This is a genomic window from Agrococcus sp. SL85, from assembly GCF_026625845.1.
In the GTDB taxonomy this organism is placed as follows: domain Bacteria; phylum Actinomycetota; class Actinomycetes; order Actinomycetales; family Microbacteriaceae; genus Agrococcus.
The window spans coordinates 937,055-958,526 of record NZ_CP113066.1 but is presented as its reverse complement, the minus strand read 5'-3'; the positions used below and the strand labels follow the sequence as shown (position 1 = coordinate 958,526).

The following is a 21,472-nucleotide window of genomic DNA, read 5'->3' as shown; positions in this document are numbered from 1 at the left end:
CGACGACGCCGGCGATGCCGATGAGGATGAGGGAGTTGGTGAGGGCCTGCGTCATCCACGGCACGACGCCGTAGAGGACGCGGGCGAGCACCGCGAGCAGCACGAAGGCCGCGGCGATGATGATGCGGGGCCGCAGCCCCTGCTTCAGCGAGGCGACGAAGCCCTGCCGCTCGCCCACCCGATCCTCGCGATCGAGGAACGAGAGCAGCAGCGCCAGCACGACGCCGAACGCCGCGAGGCCGACGACGGCCTGGAGCACCTTGCCGATGAGATCCATCGTGGTCATGCGTTCTCCTCCGTGATGCCGCTGTGGGGGCCGCTCTCGCGGCCCCCACAGCGGGCGTCAGCTGCCTGCTACGGCCAGCTCTGCTCGATCGTCGAGAGCACCGACGCCGAGTCGGCGCCCGAGATCCAGTCGACCATGCCGGTCCAGAAGGTGCCCGCGCCCACGGCGCCCGGCATGAGGTCCGAGCCGTCGAAGCGGAACGTCGTGGCGTCGTCCTGGAGGATCTCCACGGCCTGCTGCAGCAGCGGGCTCGAGGCGTTCGCCGGGTCGAGGCCCGAGTTGGCCGAGATGACGCCGCCCAGCGAGACGCGGCTGTTGGCCCACACGTCGCTCGAGAGGAACGTCTGCACCGCCACGACCTCCTCGTCGTCGCTGAACGCGCCGACGAACTCGCCGCCACCGGTGACGGCGGGCGCGCCCGCCTCGGTGCCGGGCGTGATGAAGGCCCACACGTCGCCGTCCTCGGCCACCGTCGTGCCCTCGGGCCAGAAGCCCTCGTAGAACGACGCCTGGTGGTGCATCGCGCACTCGCCGTCGAGCACGGGCAGGCCCGCCTCGCCGAAGTCCGTCGTCGCGATGGTCGAGACGTCGCCGATGCCGCCGTTGACGTAGTCGGGGTTCTTGATGAGGTCGCCGACGCGGTCGAGCGCGGTGGCGATCGCCGGGTCGTCGAAGGGGATCTCGTGCGTGATCCACTGGTCGTAGACGTCCGGGCCCGCGGTGCGGAGCACGTAGTCCTCGACCCAGTCGGTGCCCGGCCAGCCGGTGGCCTCGCCCGAGCCGAAGCCGACGCACCACGGCGTGACGTCGGACTCCGCGATGGACGCGGTGACCTCGTCGAGCTCGTCGAGCGTCGTGGGCACGGTCCAGCCGTTCTCCTCCCACACCGACGGCGAGTACCAGACGAAGCCCTTGACCGAGGCCATGAGCGGCGCGGCGTAGAACGTGCCGTCGACGGTGCCGTAGTTCTGCCAGTCCTCGGTCCAGAACTCCTGGGCGTTGGCCTGGACGGCCTCGGGGGCGGGCAGCACGCTGCCGCCTGCGGCGACGGAGGCCAGGAGGCCCGGCTGCGGGAAGATCGCGAGGTCCGGCGGGTTGCCGCCCTGGACGCGGACGTTGATCTGGGCCTCGAACTCGGCCGAGCCCTCGTAGACCACGTCGATGCCCGTGCACTCCTCGAACTGGGCCCACGACTCGTTGAGGCGGTCGGCCTCGGCGTCGAGGATCGTGCCGTAGATGTTGACCTCGGCGCCGTCGAAGGTGCCGTAGTCGGCGTAGTCGGCGCAGTCGCCGCTGGGGGCGGTGCCCGGGTCCTCGCTGCTGCCGGGTGCGGCGTCGCCGACGCAGCCCGTGAGCAGGAGCGCCGTGGCGCCGGCGATGCCGAGCGGCAGGCCGACGCGTCGTGCGTGCTTCACATGAACTCCTTCGTTCGCTGGTGCAGGGGGCGGGCCGTGCGCAGGATGCGGTGGCGTCGCCGAACCGGAACCGGTTCCACTGCCGCTGACGCTACCTCACCTCCCCCGCGCCGCCCCACGATCGGATGGTTGCGATTCGGCAACGATGTCCGTGATCCTCCTCCCCGACCCCCGCGTGCGCGGCGCTAGGATCGGAACCGGTTCCGGTGGAGCCCCGCGGGCACAGCCCGCCGGGGGTGGCGCGAGGAGGCGGCATGCCGAGGCTCGACGACGTCGCGCGCGCCGCAGGCGTGTCGAAGGCCACCGCGTCGCGCGCGCTCTCGCGCGCGCGTCACGGGCGTCTCGCCCGCGACGCGAGCGCGCGTGCAGGAGACGGCGGAGCAGGCGGGCTTCCGCGCCTCCGGCGCCGGCCGCCGCCTCGCCACGGGCGTGACGAGCACGATCGGCGTGCTCTCGCCCGCTCCCGACCGCTGGTACTTCGGCTCGGTGCTGCACGGCATCGCCGACGCCGCCGACGCGCACGAGCAGGACGTCATCCTCTACGACATCGGCCAGCTCGGGCAGGGCGGGCACGAGCGCATCGAGCGGTTCCTGCGCCGCGGCGAGGTCGACGGGCTGCTCAGCATCACCTGGAGCCTCCGCGACGACGACCTGCGGCTGCTCGCGGCGCGCGGCGTGCCGGTCGCCACGGTCGGCGAGCCGGCGCCCCACGTGCGCTCGTTCAGCCTCGACGACGCCGCCGCGGGCACGCTCGCCGTCGACCACCTCGTGGCGCTCGGCCACCGCGACGTGCTGCACGTCTCGAGCGCGACCGAGGTGCAGCCCTTCGCCGCCTCGTCGTCCGACCGCCGCTCCTCCGCGTACGACGCCGCGATGCGCCGCCACGGGCTCGAGCCGCGCCCCGTCGTCACGGTGCCCACGACCCTCGCGGGCGCGCACGCCGCGGCGCGCGAGCCTGCTCGCGGGCCCCGATCGGCCCCGCGCCATCGCCGCCGGCACCGACGAGGTCGCGCTCGGCATCGTGCTCGCGGCGCACCAGCTGGGGCTGCGCGTGCCGGAGGACCTCAGCATCACGGGCGTCGACGACGTGCCGTCGGCCGGCGCGTGGGGCCTCACGACCGTCCGGCAGGACCCGGCGCAGCACGGCCGTGATGCCGTGGCCTGGATCATGGAGCGCGTGCAGGCCCCCGCCGGCGGCCCGGACACGGGCCACACGAGCTACGCGCCCGAGCTCGTCGTGCGCGGCTCGACCGCGCCCCGCGGCTAGCGCAGCACGCCCGCGCGCACGAGCCTCGCGCAGGCGCAGGCTCGTCGTAGGCGGCGCGCCAGGCCTCGCGGAGCGACGCCTCCGAGCCGCGGCCCTCGCGCCACGCGCGCTCGGCGGCCTCGATCGGCGCCACGAGGCGCTCGAGCACCGCGACCTCGCGCTGCATGGAGGCGCGCGGCGCGACGGCGGAGACGCGCGCCGAGACTCGGACCGCCCGGCGCAGCGCCGGCCCCGCCTCGCGCGCCGCGGTCACGACGAGCAGGAGGCCCAGCACCGCGGGCACGCCGAACGCGAGGGTGCCGTCGACCCCGAGCGCCGCGAGCCCGAGCCCCACGAGCACGGTCGCGACGCACGCGACGAGCGGCGCGACCGACGAGATCGCGACCCATCGCCGTCGATCGGCGCTCGTGTCCGGCGGCAGCAGGGTGAGCGAGGTGATGGCGCCGCCGTAGCGGGTGACCGTGAGCGTGCAGGAGCCCCAGGGGTGGAGGCGGCTCGGGCGCGGGCGCACGGCCGAGGCGCGACCGGGGCGGATGGGGGCTGCGTGGATAGGCACGGCTCCGATGGTGCGCCCGCGGGAGCCGCGGCGGCGCGCCGCTCACGGATCCCGCACGGCCCCGGCGCGCATCCTCACGACGCCCTCCCGAGGGCGAGCGCCGCCGCGGCGAGCCTCGGCCTGCGCTGCCGCCGCAGCGGCCGGCGAGCCCTCGACCACGACCCGGCCGCGGTCGAGCAGCAGCGCGCGGTCGGCGCGGGCGAGGCTCGTGCGGTCGTGCGTCGCGACGACGACCGCCGCGCCGCGACCCGCCGCGGCGGCGAGCGCCGCGTCGATGCGGTCGCGCGCCGCGGCGTCGGCCGCCGCGGCCGGCTCGTCGAGCAGCAGCAGCGGCGCCCGCTGCACGAGCCCCTGCGCCACGAGCACGCGCTGGCGCTGCCCGCCCGAGAGCGAGGCGAGCTGCCGGTCGGCGAGGTCGGCCGCACCGACCTCCTCGAGGGCGGCGAGGATGCGCGCGCGGTCCTCGCGCCCGAGCCGGCCGAGCGCGCCGCGCTCGCGCCAGAGCCCCATCGCCACCACCTGGCGGGCACGCAGCGGCACCCGGTCGTCGGCCTCGGAGCGCTGCACGACGAGCGCGCGGGCCGCCGGCGGCCCGTCGATGCGCCCCGCGGCGATCGGCAGGAGCCCCGCGAGCGCCTCGAGCAGCGTCGACTTGCCGCTCCCGTTGCCGCCCACGACGGCCGTCACGGCGCCCGCGCGCAGCGTGCAGGTCACGTCGACGAGCGCGAGGGCGCCGCCTCTGCGCACCGCGAGGCCGCGGACGGCGACGTCGTGGGCGGCCGCGGCCGAGGCGGCGTCGGCGGATGTCGTGATGGCGGAGGTCGTGACGGGGTCGGAGGCTGTGCGCACGCTTCGATTGTACGTTGAGAACGATTATCGTTATGGTCGACGCGTGCCTCCCACCGATCTGCCCGGCCTCGCCGTGCTCCTCGCCCCGTTCGAGACCGCGTTCTTCGTGCGCGCGCTGCTCGGCGGGGTGCTGGCGGCCGCGATCTGCGCGATCGCCGGCGCCTGGGTGGTGGCGCGCGGCATGGCCTTCCTCGGCGAGGCGCTCGGCCACGGCATGCTGCCCGGCGTCGCCATCGCGACGCTCCTCGGCGGCTCGCCGCTCGCCGGCGCCGCCGTGAGCGCCGCGGCGATGGCTGCGGGCATCGGGTGGCTCACCCGGCGCCGGGCGCTGCGCGACGACACCGCGATCGGCATCGCCTTCGTCGGCATGCTCGCCCTCGGCGTCGTGGTCGTCTCGGCCTCGGGCTCCTTCGCCACCGACGTCACCGCGATCCTCTTCGGCGACGTGCTCGCCGTGCGCGAGCCGGAGCTCGTCGCCCTCGCGATCGGCCTCGCCGCCACCGCGCTCCTCGCGACGGCGCTGCACCGCCCGATCACCGCCCTCGCGTTCGACGAGCGCATCGCCGCGACCCTGGGCCTCCGCCCCGGCCTCGCGCGCGTCGGGCTCGCCGCCCTCGTCACCGTGGCGGTCGTGGCCTCCTACCAGGCCGTTGGCACGCTGCTCGTGGTCGCGCTCCTCGTCGCCCCGCCCGCGGCCGCCGCGCTCTGGACCCGCAGCATGCTCGCGACCATGGTGCTCGGCGCGGCCCTCGGCGCCGCGGCGGTGGCCGCGGGGCTCCTCGGCTCCTGGCACCTCGGCACCGCCGCGGGCGCCTCGATCGCGATCGCCGCGGTGCTCGCCTTCGCGGCCTCCGCCGGCATCCGCGGCCTCACCGACCTCCGGGCGCGCGACGGCGCGCGCACCGCACCGCCCACCGAGCAGCAGACCGGCGCCGAGGGCGCCCTCGAGAGGAGCATCGCGTGACGCCGTCACCCACCGCCGCCCGCAGCATCCGACGGGCGGCCCCGGCCGCCGCCGCCCTGGCCGGAGCCCTCGTGCTCACGGCCTGCGCGGGAGCCCCCGCCCCGGCGCCCGCCGCGTCGACCGCGGCGGACGAGGCGCGGCCGCACGGCTACGTCGAGGGTGCCGCCGAGCTCGCCGAGCCCGCCCACCTGCTCGCCGCGATCGATGCCGCGGGCGCCGTGCGCCTGCTCGACCCGGTGACCGAGGAGGTCGAGGAGCTGGGCGGCATCGGCGCCACGACCCACGTCGCCGACGACGGCCGCTTCCTCGCGGCCACCACGGCCGAGGGCGTCGTGATCGTCGACGCGGGCGCCTGGACCGTCGACCACGGCGACCACGCCCACTACTACAGCGCCGAGCCCCGCATCGTCGGCACGCTCGACGTCGGCACGCTCGACGCCGGCACCGGCGACCCCCAGGGCGCGGTCGCGATCGTGTCGAGCGAGTCGGTCACGGCCGTGCGGGCCGGCGACGAGGTCGTGCTGCTCGACCGCGACGCGCTCGGCCAGGGCGAGGTCGTCGAGCTCGGCCGCCAGCAGGGCGCCGCGCCCGCAGGCTTCGCGGCCCCCCTCGGCGACGGCCTCGTGCTCGCCACCGCCTCCGCCGTCGAGGCGAGGGATGCGGAGGGTGCGGTCGCCGAGAGCGTGCCCTGCACCGACGCCGCGGGCGGCATCCGGACCCGCGTCGGCGTCGTGCTCGGCTGCGCCGAGGGCGCCGTGCTCGCCGTCGAGGAGGACGCGGGCGTCGCGCTCGAGCGCATCGACCTGCCCGCCGGCACCGGCGCGGCGCTCCGACCGACCGCCTTCGCGATGCGCGCGGGCCGGGCGACGGCCGCAGCGGTCGCGGGCGAGGCGGGCTACTGGCTGCTCGACACCCGCGAGCGCGCGTGGACCCTCGTCGAGACCGAGGCGCCGCTCGTGCGCGTCGCCGCTGTCGACGACGCGGACGGCCACGTCGTCGCGATCGACGCCGAGGGCCGCGTGCTCGCCTTCGACGGGGCCGGCGCGCCGATCGGCGCGAGCGAGCCCCTGCTCGCCGGCGCCCTGGCCGACCCCGAGGCGGCCGAGGCGCTCTCGCTCGAGGTCGACGCGAGCCGCGCCTACGTGCCCGACGCGACCTCCGACGCCGTGTTCGAGGTCGACTACGCCGACGGCGCACGCATCGCGCGCACCCTCGCCCTGCCCTCGCCGCTCCACCTCGTCGAGGCCGGCTGATGCGCGCCCGCCGCGCGATCGTCGCGCTCGCCGCCGCCGCGCTCGTCGCGACCGGCTGCAGCGGTCCGGCTGCGGGCGACGACCGCCCTTCCGTCGTCGTCACCACGAACATCCTCGGCGACGTCGTCGACGGGCTCGTGGGCGAGCAGGCGGCGGTGACGGTGCTCATGCCGCCGGACGCCGATCCCCACTCCTTCGAGATCTCCGCCCAGCAGGCGGCGACCATGGAGTCCGCCGACCTCGTGGTCGAGAACGGCCTCGGCCTCGAGGAGGGCCTCGCCCAGCACGTCGAGGCCGCCGCGGCGGCCGGGGTGCCGATCCTGACCGCCGGCGACCACGTCGAGGTGCTCCAGTACTCGAGCGAGGACGCCGCCGGTCCCGACCCGCACTTCTGGACGGACCCGACGCAGATGGTCTCGGTCGTCGAGGCGCTGCGCGCGCGACTCTCGCAGGTCGAGGGGATCGACGGCGCCGCGCTCGACGCCGCCTCCGACGCCTCCGTCGACGAGCTCGAGGCGCTCGATGCCGACCTCGAGACGCGCTTCGGCGCGATCCCGGAGGAGCGCCGCGCCCTCGTCACGAACCACCACGTCTTCGGCTACCTCGCCGAGCGCTACGGCTTCCGCCTCGTCGGCGCCGTCATCCCCGGCGGCTCGACCCTCGCCGCCCCGAGCGCGAGCGACCTCGCCGACCTCGCGGGCGCGATCCGCGAGGGCGGCGTGCCCGTGCTCTTCGCAGACTCCTCGCAGCCCGACCGGCTCGTGCAGGTGCTCGCCGAGGAGGCGGGCGTCGACGTGCGCGTCGAGACGCTCTTCACCGAGTCGCTCACCGCCCCCGGCGGCGGCGCCGAGACCTACCTCCAGCTCATGGCCGCGAACGGCGACCGCATCGTCGCCGCGCTCGGCTGAGCCTCCCCCACCACCTGCGACCCACCGCCACGTGCGGCCCACCACCACCTGAGACCCACCACCACTCCCAGAGAGGACCCCATGCACATCGCATCCCCCCGCCGCCGAGCCGCCGCGCTCGGCCTCGCCACCGCCGCGGCGATCGCGCTCGTCGGCTGCACGAGCGCCGCGGCGCCCGGCGAGAGCGCCGCGCCGACCACGACCGGCGCGGCCGCCGAGCCCGGCCAGCGCCTCGCGATCGCCTACGACGGCGGCCTCGCGGTGCTCGACGCCGTCACCCTCGAGCAGCTCGCCGACATCCCGCTGCCCGGCTTCAACCGGCTCAACACCGCCGGCGACGGCGAGCACGCCTTCGTCACGACCGAGGGCGGCTTCCAGGTGCTCGCGACCGGCGCCGACGGCAGCGCGCCCGAGCTCACCGGCACGACCTTCCCCGCGACCACCCCGGGCCACGTCGTCCGCCACGAGGGGCGCACCGTGCTCTTCGACGACGGCACCGGCGACTTCTGGGCGTTCGACACCGACGCGCTGCTGGGGGCGGAGGGCCTGCCCGAGACGACCGAGTTCACCTCGGAGGCCGCGCACCACGGCGTCGCGGTCGAGCTCGCCGACGGCACGATGCTCTCGACGCTCGGCGACAGCGAGTCGCGCAGCGGCGTGCGCGTGCTCGACCCGCAGGGCGAGGAGACCGCCCGCTTCGAGGAGTGCCCCGCCGTCCACGGCGAGGGCGTCGCCGCCGACGAGGCCGTGCTGTTCGGCTGCGAGGACGGCGTGCTCACCTACGTCGACGGCGCCTTCGCGAAGCTCGAGAGCCCGGACGAGTTCGGCCGCGTCGGCAACGCCTACGTGACCGACGAGTCGGCCATCGCGGTCGTCGACTACAAGGACGACCCGGACGCCGAGGGCTCGCTGCTGCACCGCGTCGGCTTCGTCGACACCGCCGCGGCCGACCTCGACGGCGCGCAGCTCGACGTCGTCGACCTGCCCGAGGGCGTCGAGTACACCTGGCGCGGCGTCGGCCGCGACGCCGAGGGCGCCGCGTGGCTCCTCGGCACCGACGGCGCGCTGCACCGCATCGACGTCGAGACGCAGGCGATCACGGCCTCCTACCCGGTGATCGAGGCCTGGGAGGGCCCCGCCGAGTGGCAGGAGGCGCACCCCGCGCTCGTCGTCGACGGCGACCAGGCGATCGTCACCGAGCCCGCGGCGAACGCCGTGCACCGCATCGACCTCGCCACGGGCGAGGTGCTCGCGACCGGCACGATCGAGGGCACCCCGAACGAGCTCGCGCTCGTCGGCTGACGGTCCGACCCCACGGCGCCGGCCCCGCATCCCGCGGGGCCGGCGCCGTCGCTGTGCGCGCATCCTGCGCGCTCCCCGGCGGACGTGGTTGGCTGGATGCCCCTGCGTACGACGAGGAGGAGCCTCCGTGTCCTACCCGATGACCTCGCCGATCCCGATCATCGGCGGCAACGTGCCCGGCCTGGCGCTCGATCGCGACTGGCATCGCAAGAGCGTCTTCTACGAGGTGATGGTGCGATCCTTCGTCGACTCGAACGGCGACGGCTTCGGCGACTTCCAGGGCCTCACCTCCAAGCTCGACTACCTGCAGTGGCTCGGGATCGACGGCATCTGGGTGCCGCCGTTCTTCCAGTCGCCGCTGAAGGACGGCGGCTACGACGTCGCCGACTACACGGCGGTGCTCCCGGAGTACGGCACGATCGACGACTTCCGGCACTTCGTCGCCGAGGCGCACGCCCGCAACATGCGCGTGATGATCGACCTGCCCATCAACCACACCTCCGACCAGCACCCCTGGTTCCTCGCCTCCCGCGAGGATCCGGAGGGGCCCTACGGCGACTTCTACGTGTGGCGCGACACCGACGAGGGCTACCCGAACGTCCGCATCATCTTCGTCGACACCGAGGAGTCGAACTGGGCGTTCGACAGCGTGCGCCGGCAGTTCTACTGGCACCGCTTCTTCTCGCACCAGCCCGACCTCAACTTCGAGAACCCCGCCGTGCACCAGGCGGTGGAGGACGTGCTGCGGTTCTGGCTCGACCTCGGCGTCGACGGCATCCGCCTCGACGCGATCCCCTACCTCTACGAGTCGGAGGAGGGCAACGGCGAGTCGGAGCCCGCGACGCACGAGTACATCCGCCACCTGCGCCGCATGGTCGACGACGAGTACCCGGGTCGCGTGCTCATCGCCGAGGCCAACCAGTGGCCGGCCGAGACGGCCGCCTACTTCGGCACCGCCGAGGAGCCCGAGTGCCACATGGCCTTCGACTTCCCGACGATGCCCCGCATCTTCTACTCGCTGCGCGCGCAGAACGCGCTCGAGCTGAAGCGCATCCTCGCCGAGCAGGTGGAGGTGCCGCCGGGCGCCGCATGGGGCGTGTTCCTGCGCAACCACGACGAGCTGACGCTCGAGATGGTGAGCGAGGAGTACCGGCAGGCGATGTACGGCTGGTACGCGTACGACCCGCGCATGCGCTCGAACGTCGGCATCCGCCGTCGGCTCGCCTCGCTCCTCGACAACTCGCGCGCCGAGCTCGAGCTCGCGAACGCGCTGCTGCTCTCGCTCCCCGGCTCGCCGTTCCTCTACTACGGCGACGAGATCGGCATGGGCGACAACATCTGGCTCGACGACCGCGACGCCTCGCGCACGCCCATGCAGTGGACGCCCGACCGCAACGCCGGCTTCTCCGCCGCCGACCCGGGCAAGCTGTTCCTGCCCGTCGTGCAGTCGCTCGTCTACCACTACGCCGCGGTCAACGTGGAGTCGCAGATGGCGCAGTCCACGAGCCTCCTGCACTGGATCCGCTCGGTGCTGCACGTGCGCCGCGCCCACCCCGTGTTCGGCCTCGGCAGCATCACGGTGCTCGACACCGACAACGAGGCGGTGCTCGCGTTCGTGCGCTCCTACGGGGGCGACGGCTCCTACTCGGGGCCGCGCGCCGAGGACGTGCTGTGCGTCTTCTCGTTCAGCCACAACCCCGTGCACGTGACGATCGACGCGCAGCAGTTCGCGGGCAGGCAGCTGCGAGACCTCTTCGGCGGCGGCGCCTTCCCGACGATCGCCGAGGACGGCCGCTTCTCGCTCACCTTCGGCACGCAGACGTTCTACTGGCTGGGGATCTCCTAGCTCGACGACGCGGGCATGATGACGGTCGTGAGCAGCACGGCCGTCATCGCCGCCTGCATCGATGCGACCGCCTCGCGCACCTGCGCGCTCGCCCAGGAGCCCTCGGCGAGCGCCTCGCCGCGGGCCCGCAGCGCCGCCTCGTCGAGGTCGGGGAAGGCCTTCGGCAGCGCGTCGGCGCCGTGGAGGATCGCGAGCGCCGCGTCGATCGGCGCGTCCGCAGGGTCGTCGGCGGCGCCGTCGGCATCGGCGAGCACCGCGCGGGCGCGCGCCTGGAGGGCGTCCTCGAGCTCGCGACGCTCGCCGCGCTCCCAGCGGTCGCGCCACACCATGCCGAGGAACCGGTCCTGCTCGCGGACGAGCACGCCCAGCTCGGCGAAGTCGTCGAGCAGCTGCCGGCGCACCCTGCCGCTCGGCGAGCCCGCGCCGCCGAATCCCGCCGCGATCTGGAGGGCGCTCGTCGGCGTGCGGCCCGCGATGCGCGCGACGAGCGGCTCGAGCCGGTCGTCGCTGGCGCCCGCCGCCTCGACGAGGCGGCCGGGCCTCGCGCCGGGCTCGCCCTCGCCGGCGATGCGGACGCGGCCGTCGACGAGCAGCTGCGCGATCGCTGCAGCCGAGAGCGCGGTGCCGAGCGTGCCGTCGTCGAGGATCGCGGTGCCCCGCTCGTCGTCGAGCGCGAGCAGCAGCAGGGCCTCGGGGATCGTGATGTCCATGCTCCGACGCTACGCACGACGGAGCGGGAGCGGATCCCCCGATCGGCCGATCGGCGGGCGGCGCCCTCCGACGCCCGGCGGAGGGAACCTCAGCGCACGCGCACGACGAGCGTGCGGGCTGCCTTGTCGTGCAGGGCCTGGTTGCGCTGGTCCCACAGCGGCCACAGGTGGTCGGCGAGGCCGAAGAGGCCCACGAGGAAGCCGACGACGGGCACGCCCTGCAGCGCCTGCGGCGCGCCCAGCTGGATGAGCCAGCGCAGCGAGGCCGCGGGGAGACCGGGGCTGCGGGTGGGCTCGTCGGCGCGCACGAGGCGGATGCCCACGAGCCGCTTGCCGATCGTCTGCCCGGTCGTGGCGTGGAGCCCGACGTTGTAGAGCAGCTGTGCGAAGAGCGTCACGACGGTCAGCGTCACGGCCGTCTGCGAGCCCGGCGCGAGGATCTCCATGGCCTCCGTCAGCTGCTCGTCGCCGCTCGCGACGGCGCGCGAGACGGCGTCGAAGTAGCCGGACGAGCCGACGATCACGAGCGAGAGCACGATGAAGGGGATGAGGTCGAGGGCGTAGGCGCCCAGGCGCCGGCCCCAGGCTCGCGAGCTCGACCCCGTCGGGCCCCTCGGGCCGCTGCGGCTGCCAGGAGCCCTGCGGCCCGGGGCGCTGCCACGAGGGCTGGGCGCCGGGGGCGCCGGCCGCCGGCTGCGCCTCGCGCGTCTGCGCGAGCCACTGCGCGCCGTCCCACCAGCGCTCGGTGCCGGGGATCGCCGCGTAGGGGTCCGGGTACCACCCGGCGGGCTGCTCGCTCATGCCTCCATGGTAGGCGGCGCGGCCAGGCGCCTCCCCGTGCCCGCGGGCGCCGCCCGCCGGGGGCCGGTGCGGCGGACGGACGCCGCGGGCGGCGGTCAGCGCTGCTGCACGGGCACCTCGGCGGGGCTGTCGCCCGCGATCTCGGGCAGCACCTCCGCGGTCGATGCCTCCACGGCCTCCTCGACGCGGCGGCCCACCGACAGCAGCAGCACGACGGCCGCGACGAGCGCGGCGACGCCCAGCCAGAACGGCAGGTGGATGCTCACGGCCGCGCCCACGAGGCCCGCGACGAGCGGCGCGAGGCCGCCGCCGAGGAAGCGCACGAAGCTGTAGGCGGCGCTGGCGACGGGGCGCTCGACCGGCGCCACCTGCATGACGGCCTGCGTGACGAGGGTGTTGTTGAGGCCCGAGCACGCGCCCGAGACGATCACGGTCGTGATGAGCACGGCCGGCACGTCGGTCCACGCGGCCATGACGGCGAGGTCGAGCGCCATGACCGCGAACGTGCCGACGAGCACGGGCACGAGGCCGAAGCGGCGCTCGAGGCGGGGCGCGACGGCCACGGCGAAGATCGCCACGAGCAGCCCCCACCCGAAGAAGACGCCGCCGAGCGCGAGCGCGTCGAGGCCGAGCACGAGGGGCGCGTAGGCGAGCACCGTGAAGAACGCCCAGTTGTAGAGCAGGGCGACGAGGCTGAGGATGAGCAGGGCGCGGTGCCGGAGGGCCTTGAGGGGCTCGAGCACCCCGATGGGCCTCGGCGCCGTGGGCGCGGAAGGCACGAGCAGCGCCGTGCCGACGAGGCCGACGAGCATGAGCGCCGAGACGCCCAGGAACGGCAGCTGCCAGCCGATCGACCCGAGCAGGCCGCCGAGCAGCGGCCCGACCGCGATGCCGATGCCCATCGCCGCCTCGTAGATCGCGATGGCACCGGGCACGCCGCCCGAGGCGCTGCCGACGATCACGGCGAGGCTCGTGGCGATGAAGAGGGCGTTGCCGAGGCCCCAGCCGGCGCGGAAGCCGACCATCGCGCCGATCGTGGGCGAGAGGGCGGCGAGGCCCGCGAAGGCCACGATGATCACGAGGCCGAGGATGAGCGTGCGCTTGCCGCCGATGCGGCTCGAGACCCAGCCGGTGATGAGCATCGCGAGGGCGGTGACGAGCAGGTAGCTCGTGAAGAGCAGCTCGACCTCGGCGTGCGAGGCGTGCATCTGCTCGCCGATCGCGGGGAGGATCGGGTCGACGAAGCCGATGCCCATGAACGAGATGACGCAGGCGAAGGCGACGGCCCAGACGGCCTTGGGCTGCTGGAGCAGGCTGCTGCGGGCCGCCTCGGGCCGGGTGGCACCGGTCTCGGCGGCGGTCTCGGCTGCGCGGGCGCGCGCGGATGCGGTCGGCACGGATGCCATGGGACTCCTCGGTTCGGCCGCGCGTCAGCGCGGCGGGTGGACGGCGTCGGCGGCGTCCGCGAGCCGCTCGAGCGCCGGGAGCGCCCTCGCGATCGCGCCGGCGTCGTCGGCGTCGAGGGTGGTGAGCACGGCGGCGACGGTGCCCGCGCGGAGCGCGCGGCGCTCCGCCGAGAGCGCCCGGCCCGCCGCGGTGATCGCGATGCGGGTCGCGCGGCGGTCAGCGGGGTCGGGCGCGCGCTCCACGAGGCCGTCGGCCTCGAGCGCCTGCACGATCTGTGTCATGGCGGGCTGGCTCACGCGCTCGCCCTCGGCGAGCGCGCCCAGGCGCTGCGGCCCGCGCTCGACGAGCGTGTAGAGCGCGGAGGCGCGGGCAGGGCTGAGCGCACCCGGCAGCTCGGTGCGCCGGTGCATGCGCACCAGGCGGTCGACCGCGGCGGCGAGTCGCGCGGCGGCGTCGAGCGGCTCGGCCGCGCCGCTGCGCTCGTCTCCGCCCTGGTCGTCTCCGCTGTGCATCCCACAATCATATAAGCAACTTATGCATCTGTCCAGGCCCTGCGCCTCCGCGCGACCGGATCGCCGCTCCGTTGGACGCGGGCGGGCCCGTGGTGAAGACTGGCGCGATGCAGGAACTCGCGATCCTCGTGATCGTCGTGCTCGTGGCCCTCGCCTTCGACTTCACGAACGGCTTCCACGACACGGCGAACGCGATGGCACCGTCCGTCGCCACGGGAGCGCTGAAGCCGAAGGCGGCGGTCGCGCTCTCGGCCTCCTTGAACCTCGTCGGCGCCTTCCTCTCGATCGAGGTGGCGCGCACGGTCGGCTCCGGGATCGTCGACCTCACGGGCGTCGACGGCGAGAGCCTCATGCTCATCGTCCTGTGCGGGTTGACGGGCGCCATCATCTGGAACGTCCTGACCTGGCTCTTCGGCCTGCCGAGCTCGTCGAGCCACGCGCTCTTCGGCGGCCTCATCGGTGCGACGATCGCGGCGTTCGGCGTCGGCGGCGTGCTGTGGGGCGGCGTCTCGCAGAAGATCCTCATCCCCGCGCTCCTCGCCCCCGTCATCGCGGGCCTCGTGGCGTTCGTCGGCACCTGGCTCGTGCACCGCGCGACCGCGCGGCTCTCGGAGCGCGCCGAGCGCAAGGACTTCCGCTGGGGCCAGATCGGCGCGGCGTCGCTCATGTCGCTCGCGCACGGCACGAACGACGCGCAGAAGACGATGGGCGTCATCTTCCTCGCGCTCGTCGCGCACGGCAGCCTCGACCCGGAGGCCGAGATGCCGCTGTGGGTGCGCGTGGTCTGCGCCGTCGCGATCGCCGCCGGCACCTACATGGGCGGCTGGCGCGTCATCCGCACCCTCGGCAAGGGCATCGTCGACATCTCGCCCCGCCAGGGCATGTCGGCCGACTTCTCGAGCGCCTCGATCATCCTCACCTCGAGCCACCTGGGCCTGCCGCTGTCGACGACCCACGTGGCCTCCGGCTCGGTGATCGGCTCCGGCATGGCCCGCACCGACGCGAAGGTGCGCTGGTCGGTGGCCCGCCGCATGCTGCTCGCGTGGCTCATCACGCTGCCGGCCGCGGGCGCCGTCGGCGCGCTGTGCTTCGCGATCGCCGGCATCTTCGGGCACCTGTGGGGCTCGGTCGTCGTCACCGCGATCCTCATCGCCGCGTGCGCCGCGATGTGGGTGCGCTCGCGCGCGAGCCACGTCGACCACCGCAACGTCGCCGACGAGTGGGAGGCCCCGAAGGAGCCCAAGAAGGCCCGCAAGCGCCGCATCGACCGCGAGCTGAGCGCCGTCGCCTCGGGCGTCGCGCCGGTGTCGAAGCCGCGCAAGCGGCGCACGCTGCGCGAGGAGGACCGCTGATGGGCTTCGACCTGGGCGCCCTGGGCGTCGCGATCGCGTCGGTGCTGGCCGTCGGGCTGCTGCTGGGCGCCGGCATCCCGCTCGTCTACGCCCTCGGCATCCGCTCGCTCGAGAGCGGCCGCCCGGGCTCCACCGCCGTCGGCCGCGGCCTCCTCGCGCTCTGCGTGGTCCTCGCGCTCGCCGGCATCGTCGTCATCGTCTTCGGCAAGGCGCTCTTCGGCATCTGAGGCGCGCGCCGCGCATCCTGTGGCGTGAGGGCAGGGGCCGGAGGCGGCGGCGGCCGCGCAGGCGCGGCGCGTAGCCTCGGGGCATGAGCAACGACGAGGCGACGATCGTCGAGGACAGCGAGCGCGCCTGCGTCGAGGAGGCGCTCGAGGCGGGCGTGGAGCTGCTGCTCCCCCGCGACGTGCCGCTCGGCGGGCCTCGCGCGATGCCCGTGCAGCGCGTGCTGCCGAACAAGCACCGGCACTTCGTGGGCGCCTGGTGCTTCGCCGACGCGTTCGGCCCCACCGACCTGGGCGACGGCCCCGGCATGGACGTGCCCCCGCATCCCCACACGGGCCTGCAGACCTGGTCGTGGCTCGTCGACGGCGCGATCGAGCACCGCGACTCCGCGGGCGGCCGCCACGTCGTGCGCCCCGGCGGCATCAACCTCATGACCGCGGGCCGCGGCATCGCGCACAGCGAGTACTCGACGCCCGAGACCCGCGTGCTGCACGGGGTGCAGCTGTGGACGGTGCTGCCGCGCGGCGAGCGCGAGCGCGAGCCCGGCTTCGCGGGGCACGACGCGGTGCCGACGACCGAGCCGGCGCCCGGGGTGCTCGCGAGCGTCTTCGTGGGCTCGTGGGGCGGTGCGACGAGCGCGGTGCCGGCGTTCACGCCGCTCCTGGGCGTCGAGCTGCGACTGGGCGCGGGCGCCGAGGCCGGGCTGCCGCTCGATCCGGCGTTCGAGCACGGCGTGCTCGCGCTCACCGACGGCGTGCTCGTCGACGACGTGCCGGTGCCGCGCGGCGCGATGGCCTACCTCGACCCCGGCCGCACCGACGCGGTCGTGACGGCCGAGGCCGACGCCGTGGCGATCCTCCTGGGCGGCGAGCCCTTCGAGGAGGAGGTCGTCATGTTCTGGAACTTCGTCGGCACGGATCACGCCGTCGTGGCCGAGGCGCGCGAGACGTGGATGCGCGAGCGCGACGACGCGGGCGCGCGCGAGCGCTTCGGCACCGTCGTCGACGACGACGCCGCGCCCCTGCCGAGCCCCCGCATCCCCGACGTCGAGCTGCTGCCGCGCGGCCGAGCGAAGCGCCGCGACCGCTAGCGGCCGCGAGCCGCAGGCGCTGCCGTCGTCGCCGTCGGTCGAGGAGGCCGCGCCGCAGGCGCTGCCGTCACGAGAGCCCTCGCGCGACGCGGGTCTCGTGACGCGAGCGGCCTGCGGCCGCGCTCCTCGACCGACGGCGCAGCTAGCGGCGCGAGCGGCCTGCGGCCGCGCTCCTCGACCGACGGCGCGGTAGCGGCGCGGGCGGCCCAGCAGCAGCCAGCTGGCGGCGGCGGTGAGCGCGAGCGCGAGGAGCCACAGCGGCGCGTCGGCGATCGACATGCCGCCGCGGCCCCCGGCGTCGTCGAGCGCCCACCCCATGACGAGCGTCAGCACCGAGCGGCCGAGCGCCGCGAGCGCGGCGAGCGCCAGCATCCAGCCGAGCGCGAGCTGGGACGGCGCGGCGTGGAGCCACAGCGCGATCGCGACGAGCGCTGCGCCTGCGGCCCAGAGCGCGCAGAGCGTCGCGGCCACGACGGGCGCGCTGCCCTCGCCCGCGACCCCGAGCGCCGCGTAGGCCTCGTCGATCGAGCGCCCGGGCAGCAGGGTCGCGGGCAGCAGCACCAGCGCGTCGATCGCGTTCAGCGCGATGGTGACGAGGGCCGCGGCGAGGCCCAGCAGCGCGGCGCCGCCGCTCGGGCGCGGACCGCGCACGCGGATCCCCAGCACGACGAGCACGAGGCCGAGCAGCGCGACGCCCACGGCGGCGACGTACCAGAGCATCGCCCCGACGAACGCGAGGAGCCCGGCGAGCGGCGATGCGAGCACCGCGACCGCCACGCCCGCGAGCGCGCCCAGCCAGGCGGGACGCCGCCGCGGCTCGGCCCGCATGAGCAGCACCGCCTGCGTCGTGCCGAGCACGAGCAGCCACGCCGCGAGCAGCACCGCCCCGATGGCGATCGGCAGGGTCGGGCCGCCCATCGTGCCCTGCACGGCGAGCGAGGCGACGTGCGCGCCGACCGTGCCGGCGAGCAGCCACGCGCGGGCGCTGCGGGCGCGATCCGCCTGCAGCGCCGCGAGCGCCGCAGGGTCCTCGGGCGTCGGGAGCGGGCGGAGGCGGTCGAGCAGGGCGGCCATGGCCGGACGCTAGCCGCGCACCCTGGGAGCCGCCCGGCCCGCCGGCTCGCGCCGGCTCCGCCGCCGCACGGGTCGAGGTGGGATGCTGGAGGGCATGGCGGCACCCGGCGGAGCATCGGCGCTCGAGGCGGTGCGCGCCCTCGCCTCGGCCCTGGCGCCGGGCGAGCCTGCTGCCCGCCGAGCGCGCGCTCGCCGCGCAGCTGGGCGTGGCCCGCATGACGGTGCGCGGCGCGATCGACGTGCTCGAGCGCGAGGGCCTCGTGCGCACGAGGCGCGGCGTCGGCACGGAGCGCCTCGCGCCTCCCGTGCGACTGCAGGTGCGGCTGCGCTCGTTCGCGAGCGCCGTGCGCGAGCACGGGCTGCGGCCCGAGACCCGCGTGCTCTCCTACGCCCGCAGCACCGACCGCCCCGCCGAGGTCTCCGCGCACCTGCGGCTGGCCGACGACGCCGAGACCGTGCACCTGCGCCGCCTGCGGCTCGGCGACGACGTGCCGCTCGCGCTCGAGGACGCGTGGCTGCCCGTGGCGCTCGTGCCGGGCCTCGACCGCCGGGCCGCCGAGGGCAGCCTCTACGAGCTGCTCGAGTCGCTCGACCTGCTGCCGACCGAGGGCACGGAGGTCGTGACGGCGTCGCTGCCGGACGCCCAGGAGATCGAGCAGCTGCGCATCGCACCGACCTTCCCGGTGCTGCGGCTCACGCGCACCGCGGTCTCGGCGGGCGTGCCGGTGGAGTTCTCGCGCGTGACCTTCCCCGCCGACCGCTACGAGCTCACCTTCCCGCTCGCCGAGCGGCTCGCGCTGCCGCTCGCCTGACGCGACCGGACCGCCGCCGAAAGGTGGTCTAGACCAGCGTGCGGATCGGGGGTAGAGTCCGCACGACCCTCCCTCGCACCCTTGGAGTCGTACGATGAAGTTCTTCCAGAGGCTCGGCAAGTCGCTCATGCTGCCGATCGCCGTCCTGCCCGTCGCGGCGATCCTCTCCGGCATCGGCTACTGGATCGCCACCGCAGCGGGCGAGAACGTCGCCTCCGCGTTCTTCGCGGCCGCGGGCGGCGCACTGCTCAACAACCTGCCGCTGCTGTTCGCGATCGGCGTCGCCTTCGGCATGGCCTCGAAGTCCGACGGCACGGCCGCGCTCGCCGGTCTCGTCTCCTACCTCGTCATCACGACGCTGCTCTCGCCCGAGACGGTCGCCGGCCTCACGGGCGCCGCCGACGTCGAGGCGGTGAACCCCGCCTTCAGCAACATCGAGAACGCCTTCATCGGCATCCTGGCGGGCCTCATCGGCGCCCTCTGCTACGACCGCTTCAAGGACGTCCAGCTGCCCACGGCGCTCTCGTTCTTCTCGGGCAAGCGCTCGGTGGCCATCGTCACGGCCGGCGCCTCGCTCGTCGTCGCGCTCGCGCTGTTCTTCCTCTGGCCGGTCGTCTACTCCGGCCTCGTCGGCTTCGGCGAGCTGCTCGTGGGCCTCGGCCCCGTGGGCGCGGGCATCTACGGCTTCTTCAACCGCCTGCTCATCCCCACGGGCCTGCACCACGCGCTCAACTCGGTGTTCTGGTTCGACGTCGCCGGCATCAACGACCTCGGCGACTTCCTCAACAACACCGGCACCTACGGCGTCACCGGCCAGTACATGACGGGCTTCTTCCCGATCATGATGTTCGGCCTCCCGGGCGCGGCCCTCGCGATGTACCTCACGGCCAGGGCCACGCGCCGCAAGGTGACCGCCGGCATCCTCATCTCGGCCGCCTTCGCGTCGTTCTTCGTGGGCGTCACCGAGCCGCTCGAGTTCGCGTTCATGTTCCTCGCGCCCTGGCTCTACGTCGTGCACGCGGCGTTCACGGGCATCTCGCTCGCCATCAGCGCGATGCTGCCCGTCCGCATGGGCTTCGGCTTCTCCGGCGGCTTCATCGACCTCGCGCTCAACTGGGTCAACCCGCTCGCGCAGAACCCGTGGATGATCCTCGTGATGGGCGTCGTCTGGTTCGCCATCTACTTCGTGGTCTTCTACTTCCTCATCAAGCGCTTCGACCTCAAGACCCCCGGCCGCGAGGACGACGAGGTGGGCATCGAGGGCGCCTCGGGCTCGTCGAAGTTCCTCGCGCAGGCGTCCGCGATCCTCGCGGGCCTCGGCGGCAAGGACAACGTGGTCGACCTCGACAACTGCGCGACGCGCCTGCGCATGGAGGTCGCCGACGTCGCGAAGGTCGACGACGCCGCCATCCGCCGCGCGGGCGCCGCGGGCGTCATGAAGCCCGGCGGCCGCTCCGTGCAGGTGATCTACGGCCTCGAGGTGCAGTTCGTCAAGGACGCGATGGAGGACCTCATCGCGGGCCGCGTCGCCTCCCCCACCACCGCGCAGGTGCGGGCCGTCGTCGACGCGGCGCCCGCCGCGGGCGGCGTGGCCACCGCCGCGGCCGTCGCGACCTCGGTCGTCACGATCCGCCAGCCGCTCGAGGGGCGCGTCGTGCCGCTCGCCGAGGTGCCCGACCCCACGTTCGCCGAGGGGATCATGGGCCCGGGCGTCGCGATCGAGCCCACGGGCGACACCGTGGTGGCGCCTGCCGACGGCACCGTCGCGCACGTGTTCCCCACGAGCCACGCGGTCGCGCTGCTGCTCGACGACGGCACCGAGCTGCTCGTGCACGTCGGCATCGACACCGTGCGGCTGCAGGGCCGCGGCTTCGAGACGCTCGTCGCCGAGGGCCAGCACGTGCGCGAGGGCGAGCCGCTGCTGCGCTTCGACCTCGGCGCGATCCGAGCCGAGGGCCTCGCGACCGTGACCCCGGTCATCCTGCTGAACGGCGGCGACGCCCAGCTGCGGCTGCGCTGATGGAGGTCGTGATCGTCGAGGGCCCCGAGGAGGTCGGGGCCCTCGCGGCCGCGCGCATCGCCGAGCTCGTGGCAGCGAGGCCGCGCGCGGTGCTGGGCGTCGCGACGGGCTCGAGCCCGCTCGCGACCTACCGCGCGCTCGCCGCGCGGGCGGATGCGGGGCTCGACCTCTCGCGGGTCTCGGCGTTCGCGCTCGACGAGTACGTCGGCATCCGCCGCGACCACCCGGAGTCGTACCACGCGGTCGTCGACCGCGAGGTCGTGCGGCCGCTCGGCCTCGACCCCGCGCTCGTGCACGTGCCCGACGGCCTCGCCGCCGACCTCGACGCGGCCTGCGAGGACTACGAGGCGCAGATCGTCGCGGCGGGCGGCATCGACCTGCAGCTGCTCGGCATCGGCACCAACGGCCACATCGGCTTCAACGAGCCCACCTCCTCCCTCGCCTCCCGCACGCGCGTCAAGACGCTCGCGCCCCGCACCCGCGAGGACAACGCGCGCTTCTTCGCGAGCGCCGAGGAGGTGCCGATGCACTGCCTCACGCAGGGGCTCGGCACCATCCTCGACGCGCGGCGCGCCCTGCTCGTCGCCCACGGCGCCGCGAAGGCGCGCGCGATCGCGGAGGTCGTGGAGGGGCCGGTGTCGTCGATGTGGCCGGGCTCGGTGCTGCAGCTGCACCGTCGCGCGACGGTCGTCATCGACGAGGCCGCGGCCTCGGAGCTGCGGCTCGCCGACTACTACCGCGCGACCGTGGCGCACCGCGCCGCGGTGCAGCCGGGCGCGTAGGCGCAGGCGGCCTCCGGCCGCGGAGCAGCTCAGACGGCGGG

General features: G+C 75.1%; 20 protein-coding genes and 2 pseudogenes. 14 read left to right on the top strand and 8 right to left on the bottom strand.

Annotation, left to right across the window (positions count from 1 at the left end; translation table 11 throughout):
- Positions 1-354 precede the first annotated feature (354 nt).
- A complete protein-coding gene (locus OVA14_RS04680; protein ID WP_267505112.1) occupies positions 355-1,701 on the bottom strand; it encodes an ABC transporter substrate-binding protein in 1,347 nt (448 codons plus the stop codon).
- A 363-nt stretch (positions 1,702-2,064) separates the two neighbouring features.
- Between OVA14_RS04680 and OVA14_RS04675 the strand changes: the two are divergent.
- Together OVA14_RS04675 and OVA14_RS13760 are read left to right on the top strand one after the other, a co-directional pair.
- Positions 2,065-2,610: pseudogene (locus OVA14_RS04675) on the top strand (hypothetical protein); the annotation flags it as partial.
- 46 nt (positions 2,611-2,656) lie between these two features.
- Positions 2,657-2,968 (top strand): substrate-binding domain-containing protein, encoded by a 312-nt coding sequence (locus OVA14_RS13760; RefSeq protein ID WP_420710643.1) that lies wholly within the window; start codon positions 2,657-2,659, stop codon positions 2,966-2,968.
- Here the strand turns inward: OVA14_RS13760 and OVA14_RS04670 are convergent.
- A complete protein-coding gene (locus tag OVA14_RS04670) occupies positions 2,868-3,524 on the bottom strand; it encodes a DUF6611 family protein (protein WP_267505110.1) in 657 nt (218 codons plus the stop codon). The genes OVA14_RS13760 and OVA14_RS04670 overlap by 101 nt on opposite strands.
- Positions 3,525-3,566: 42 nt before the next feature.
- Entirely contained in the window at positions 3,567-4,373 is an 807-nt protein-coding gene (locus tag OVA14_RS04665; protein ID WP_267505109.1) for a metal ABC transporter ATP-binding protein, read from the bottom strand.
- Between the two features lie 43 nt (positions 4,374-4,416).
- On the opposite strand from OVA14_RS04665, the gene aztB reads away from it, so the two are divergent.
- The 5 genes from aztB (at position 4,417) to treS (ending at position 10,646) form a co-directional block, all read left to right on the top strand.
- Positions 4,417-5,337: a zinc ABC transporter permease AztB gene (gene aztB, locus OVA14_RS04660; RefSeq protein WP_267505108.1), complete on the top strand. Its 921-nt coding sequence runs from the start codon at positions 4,417-4,419 to the stop codon at positions 5,335-5,337.
- Entirely contained in the window at positions 5,334-6,590 is a 1,257-nt protein-coding gene (locus tag OVA14_RS04655) for a hypothetical protein (protein ID WP_267505107.1), read from the top strand. Before aztB ends, OVA14_RS04655 begins: the two co-directional genes overlap by 4 nt.
- Complete coding sequence (gene aztC, locus OVA14_RS04650) at positions 6,590-7,498, top strand: zinc ABC transporter substrate-binding protein AztC (RefSeq protein ID WP_267505106.1); 909 nt, start codon at positions 6,590-6,592, stop codon at positions 7,496-7,498. Before OVA14_RS04655 ends, aztC begins: the two co-directional genes overlap by 1 nt.
- A gap of 81 nt (positions 7,499-7,579) precedes the next feature.
- On the top strand, positions 7,580-8,800 hold the full coding sequence (gene aztD, locus OVA14_RS04645) for a zinc metallochaperone AztD (protein ID WP_267505105.1): 1,221 nt from the start codon (positions 7,580-7,582) through the stop codon (positions 8,798-8,800).
- Positions 8,801-8,939: 139 nt separating this feature from the next.
- Positions 8,940-10,646 (top strand): maltose alpha-D-glucosyltransferase, encoded by a 1,707-nt coding sequence (gene treS / locus OVA14_RS04640; protein ID WP_267505493.1) that lies wholly within the window; start codon positions 8,940-8,942, stop codon positions 10,644-10,646.
- Here the strand turns inward: treS and OVA14_RS04635 are convergent.
- From OVA14_RS04635 to OVA14_RS04615, 5 genes and pseudogenes are all read right to left on the bottom strand, one after another.
- The gene (locus OVA14_RS04635; protein WP_267505104.1) at positions 10,643-11,356 is read right to left on the bottom strand and encodes a GOLPH3/VPS74 family protein; all 714 of its coding nucleotides are present in this window, start codon (positions 11,354-11,356) and stop codon (positions 10,643-10,645) included. The two genes, treS and OVA14_RS04635, sit on opposite strands and share 4 nt — an antisense overlap.
- Positions 11,357-11,445: 89 nt before the next feature.
- The gene (locus tag OVA14_RS04630) at positions 11,446-11,928 is read right to left on the bottom strand and encodes an RDD family protein (RefSeq protein ID WP_267505492.1); all 483 of its coding nucleotides are present in this window, start codon (positions 11,926-11,928) and stop codon (positions 11,446-11,448) included.
- Positions 11,929-12,049: 121 nt separating this feature from the next.
- Positions 12,050-12,157, bottom strand: a pseudogene (locus tag OVA14_RS04625) (DUF2510 domain-containing protein); the annotation flags it as partial.
- 95 nt (positions 12,158-12,252) lie between these two features.
- Entirely contained in the window at positions 12,253-13,563 is a 1,311-nt protein-coding gene (locus OVA14_RS04620; protein WP_267505103.1) for an MFS transporter, read from the bottom strand.
- A 24-nt stretch (positions 13,564-13,587) separates the two neighbouring features.
- A complete protein-coding gene (locus OVA14_RS04615) occupies positions 13,588-14,076 on the bottom strand; it encodes a MarR family winged helix-turn-helix transcriptional regulator (protein WP_267505102.1) in 489 nt (162 codons plus the stop codon).
- Positions 14,077-14,183: 107 nt separating this feature from the next.
- Between OVA14_RS04615 and OVA14_RS04610 the strand changes: the two genes are divergently transcribed.
- The 7 genes from OVA14_RS04610 to nagB all read left to right on the top strand — a co-directional run bounded on the left by OVA14_RS04610 (position 14,184) and on the right by nagB (position 21,431).
- On the top strand, positions 14,184-15,428 hold the full coding sequence (locus OVA14_RS04610; RefSeq protein WP_267505101.1) for an inorganic phosphate transporter: 1,245 nt from the start codon (positions 14,184-14,186) through the stop codon (positions 15,426-15,428).
- Positions 15,428-15,655 carry a hypothetical protein gene (locus OVA14_RS04605; protein WP_267505100.1) on the top strand — a complete coding sequence of 76 codons (228 nt, stop codon included), beginning with the start codon at positions 15,428-15,430 and terminating at the stop codon, positions 15,653-15,655. The genes OVA14_RS04610 and OVA14_RS04605 overlap by 1 nt, the downstream gene beginning before the upstream one ends.
- An 83-nt stretch (positions 15,656-15,738) precedes the next feature.
- Positions 15,739-16,743: a pirin family protein gene (locus OVA14_RS04600; protein ID WP_267505099.1), complete on the top strand. Its 1,005-nt coding sequence runs from the start codon at positions 15,739-15,741 to the stop codon at positions 16,741-16,743.
- 316 nt (positions 16,744-17,059) lie between these two features.
- Positions 17,060-17,257, top strand: a complete 198-nt coding sequence (locus OVA14_RS04595; protein ID WP_267505098.1) for a hypothetical protein — start codon at positions 17,060-17,062, stop codon at positions 17,255-17,257.
- Between the two features lie 637 nt (positions 17,258-17,894).
- Positions 17,895-18,629: a GntR family transcriptional regulator gene (locus OVA14_RS04590; RefSeq protein WP_267505097.1), complete on the top strand. Its 735-nt coding sequence runs from the start codon at positions 17,895-17,897 to the stop codon at positions 18,627-18,629.
- Between the two features lie 94 nt (positions 18,630-18,723).
- A complete protein-coding gene (nagE, locus tag OVA14_RS04585) occupies positions 18,724-20,649 on the top strand; it encodes an N-acetylglucosamine-specific PTS transporter subunit IIBC (RefSeq protein ID WP_267505096.1) in 1,926 nt (641 codons plus the stop codon).
- Positions 20,649-21,431, top strand: coding sequence for a glucosamine-6-phosphate deaminase (gene nagB, locus OVA14_RS04580; RefSeq protein ID WP_267505095.1), 783 nt, complete (start codon positions 20,649-20,651; stop codon positions 21,429-21,431). The genes nagE and nagB overlap by 1 nt, the downstream gene beginning before the upstream one ends.
- Positions 21,432-21,472 lie beyond the last annotated feature (41 nt).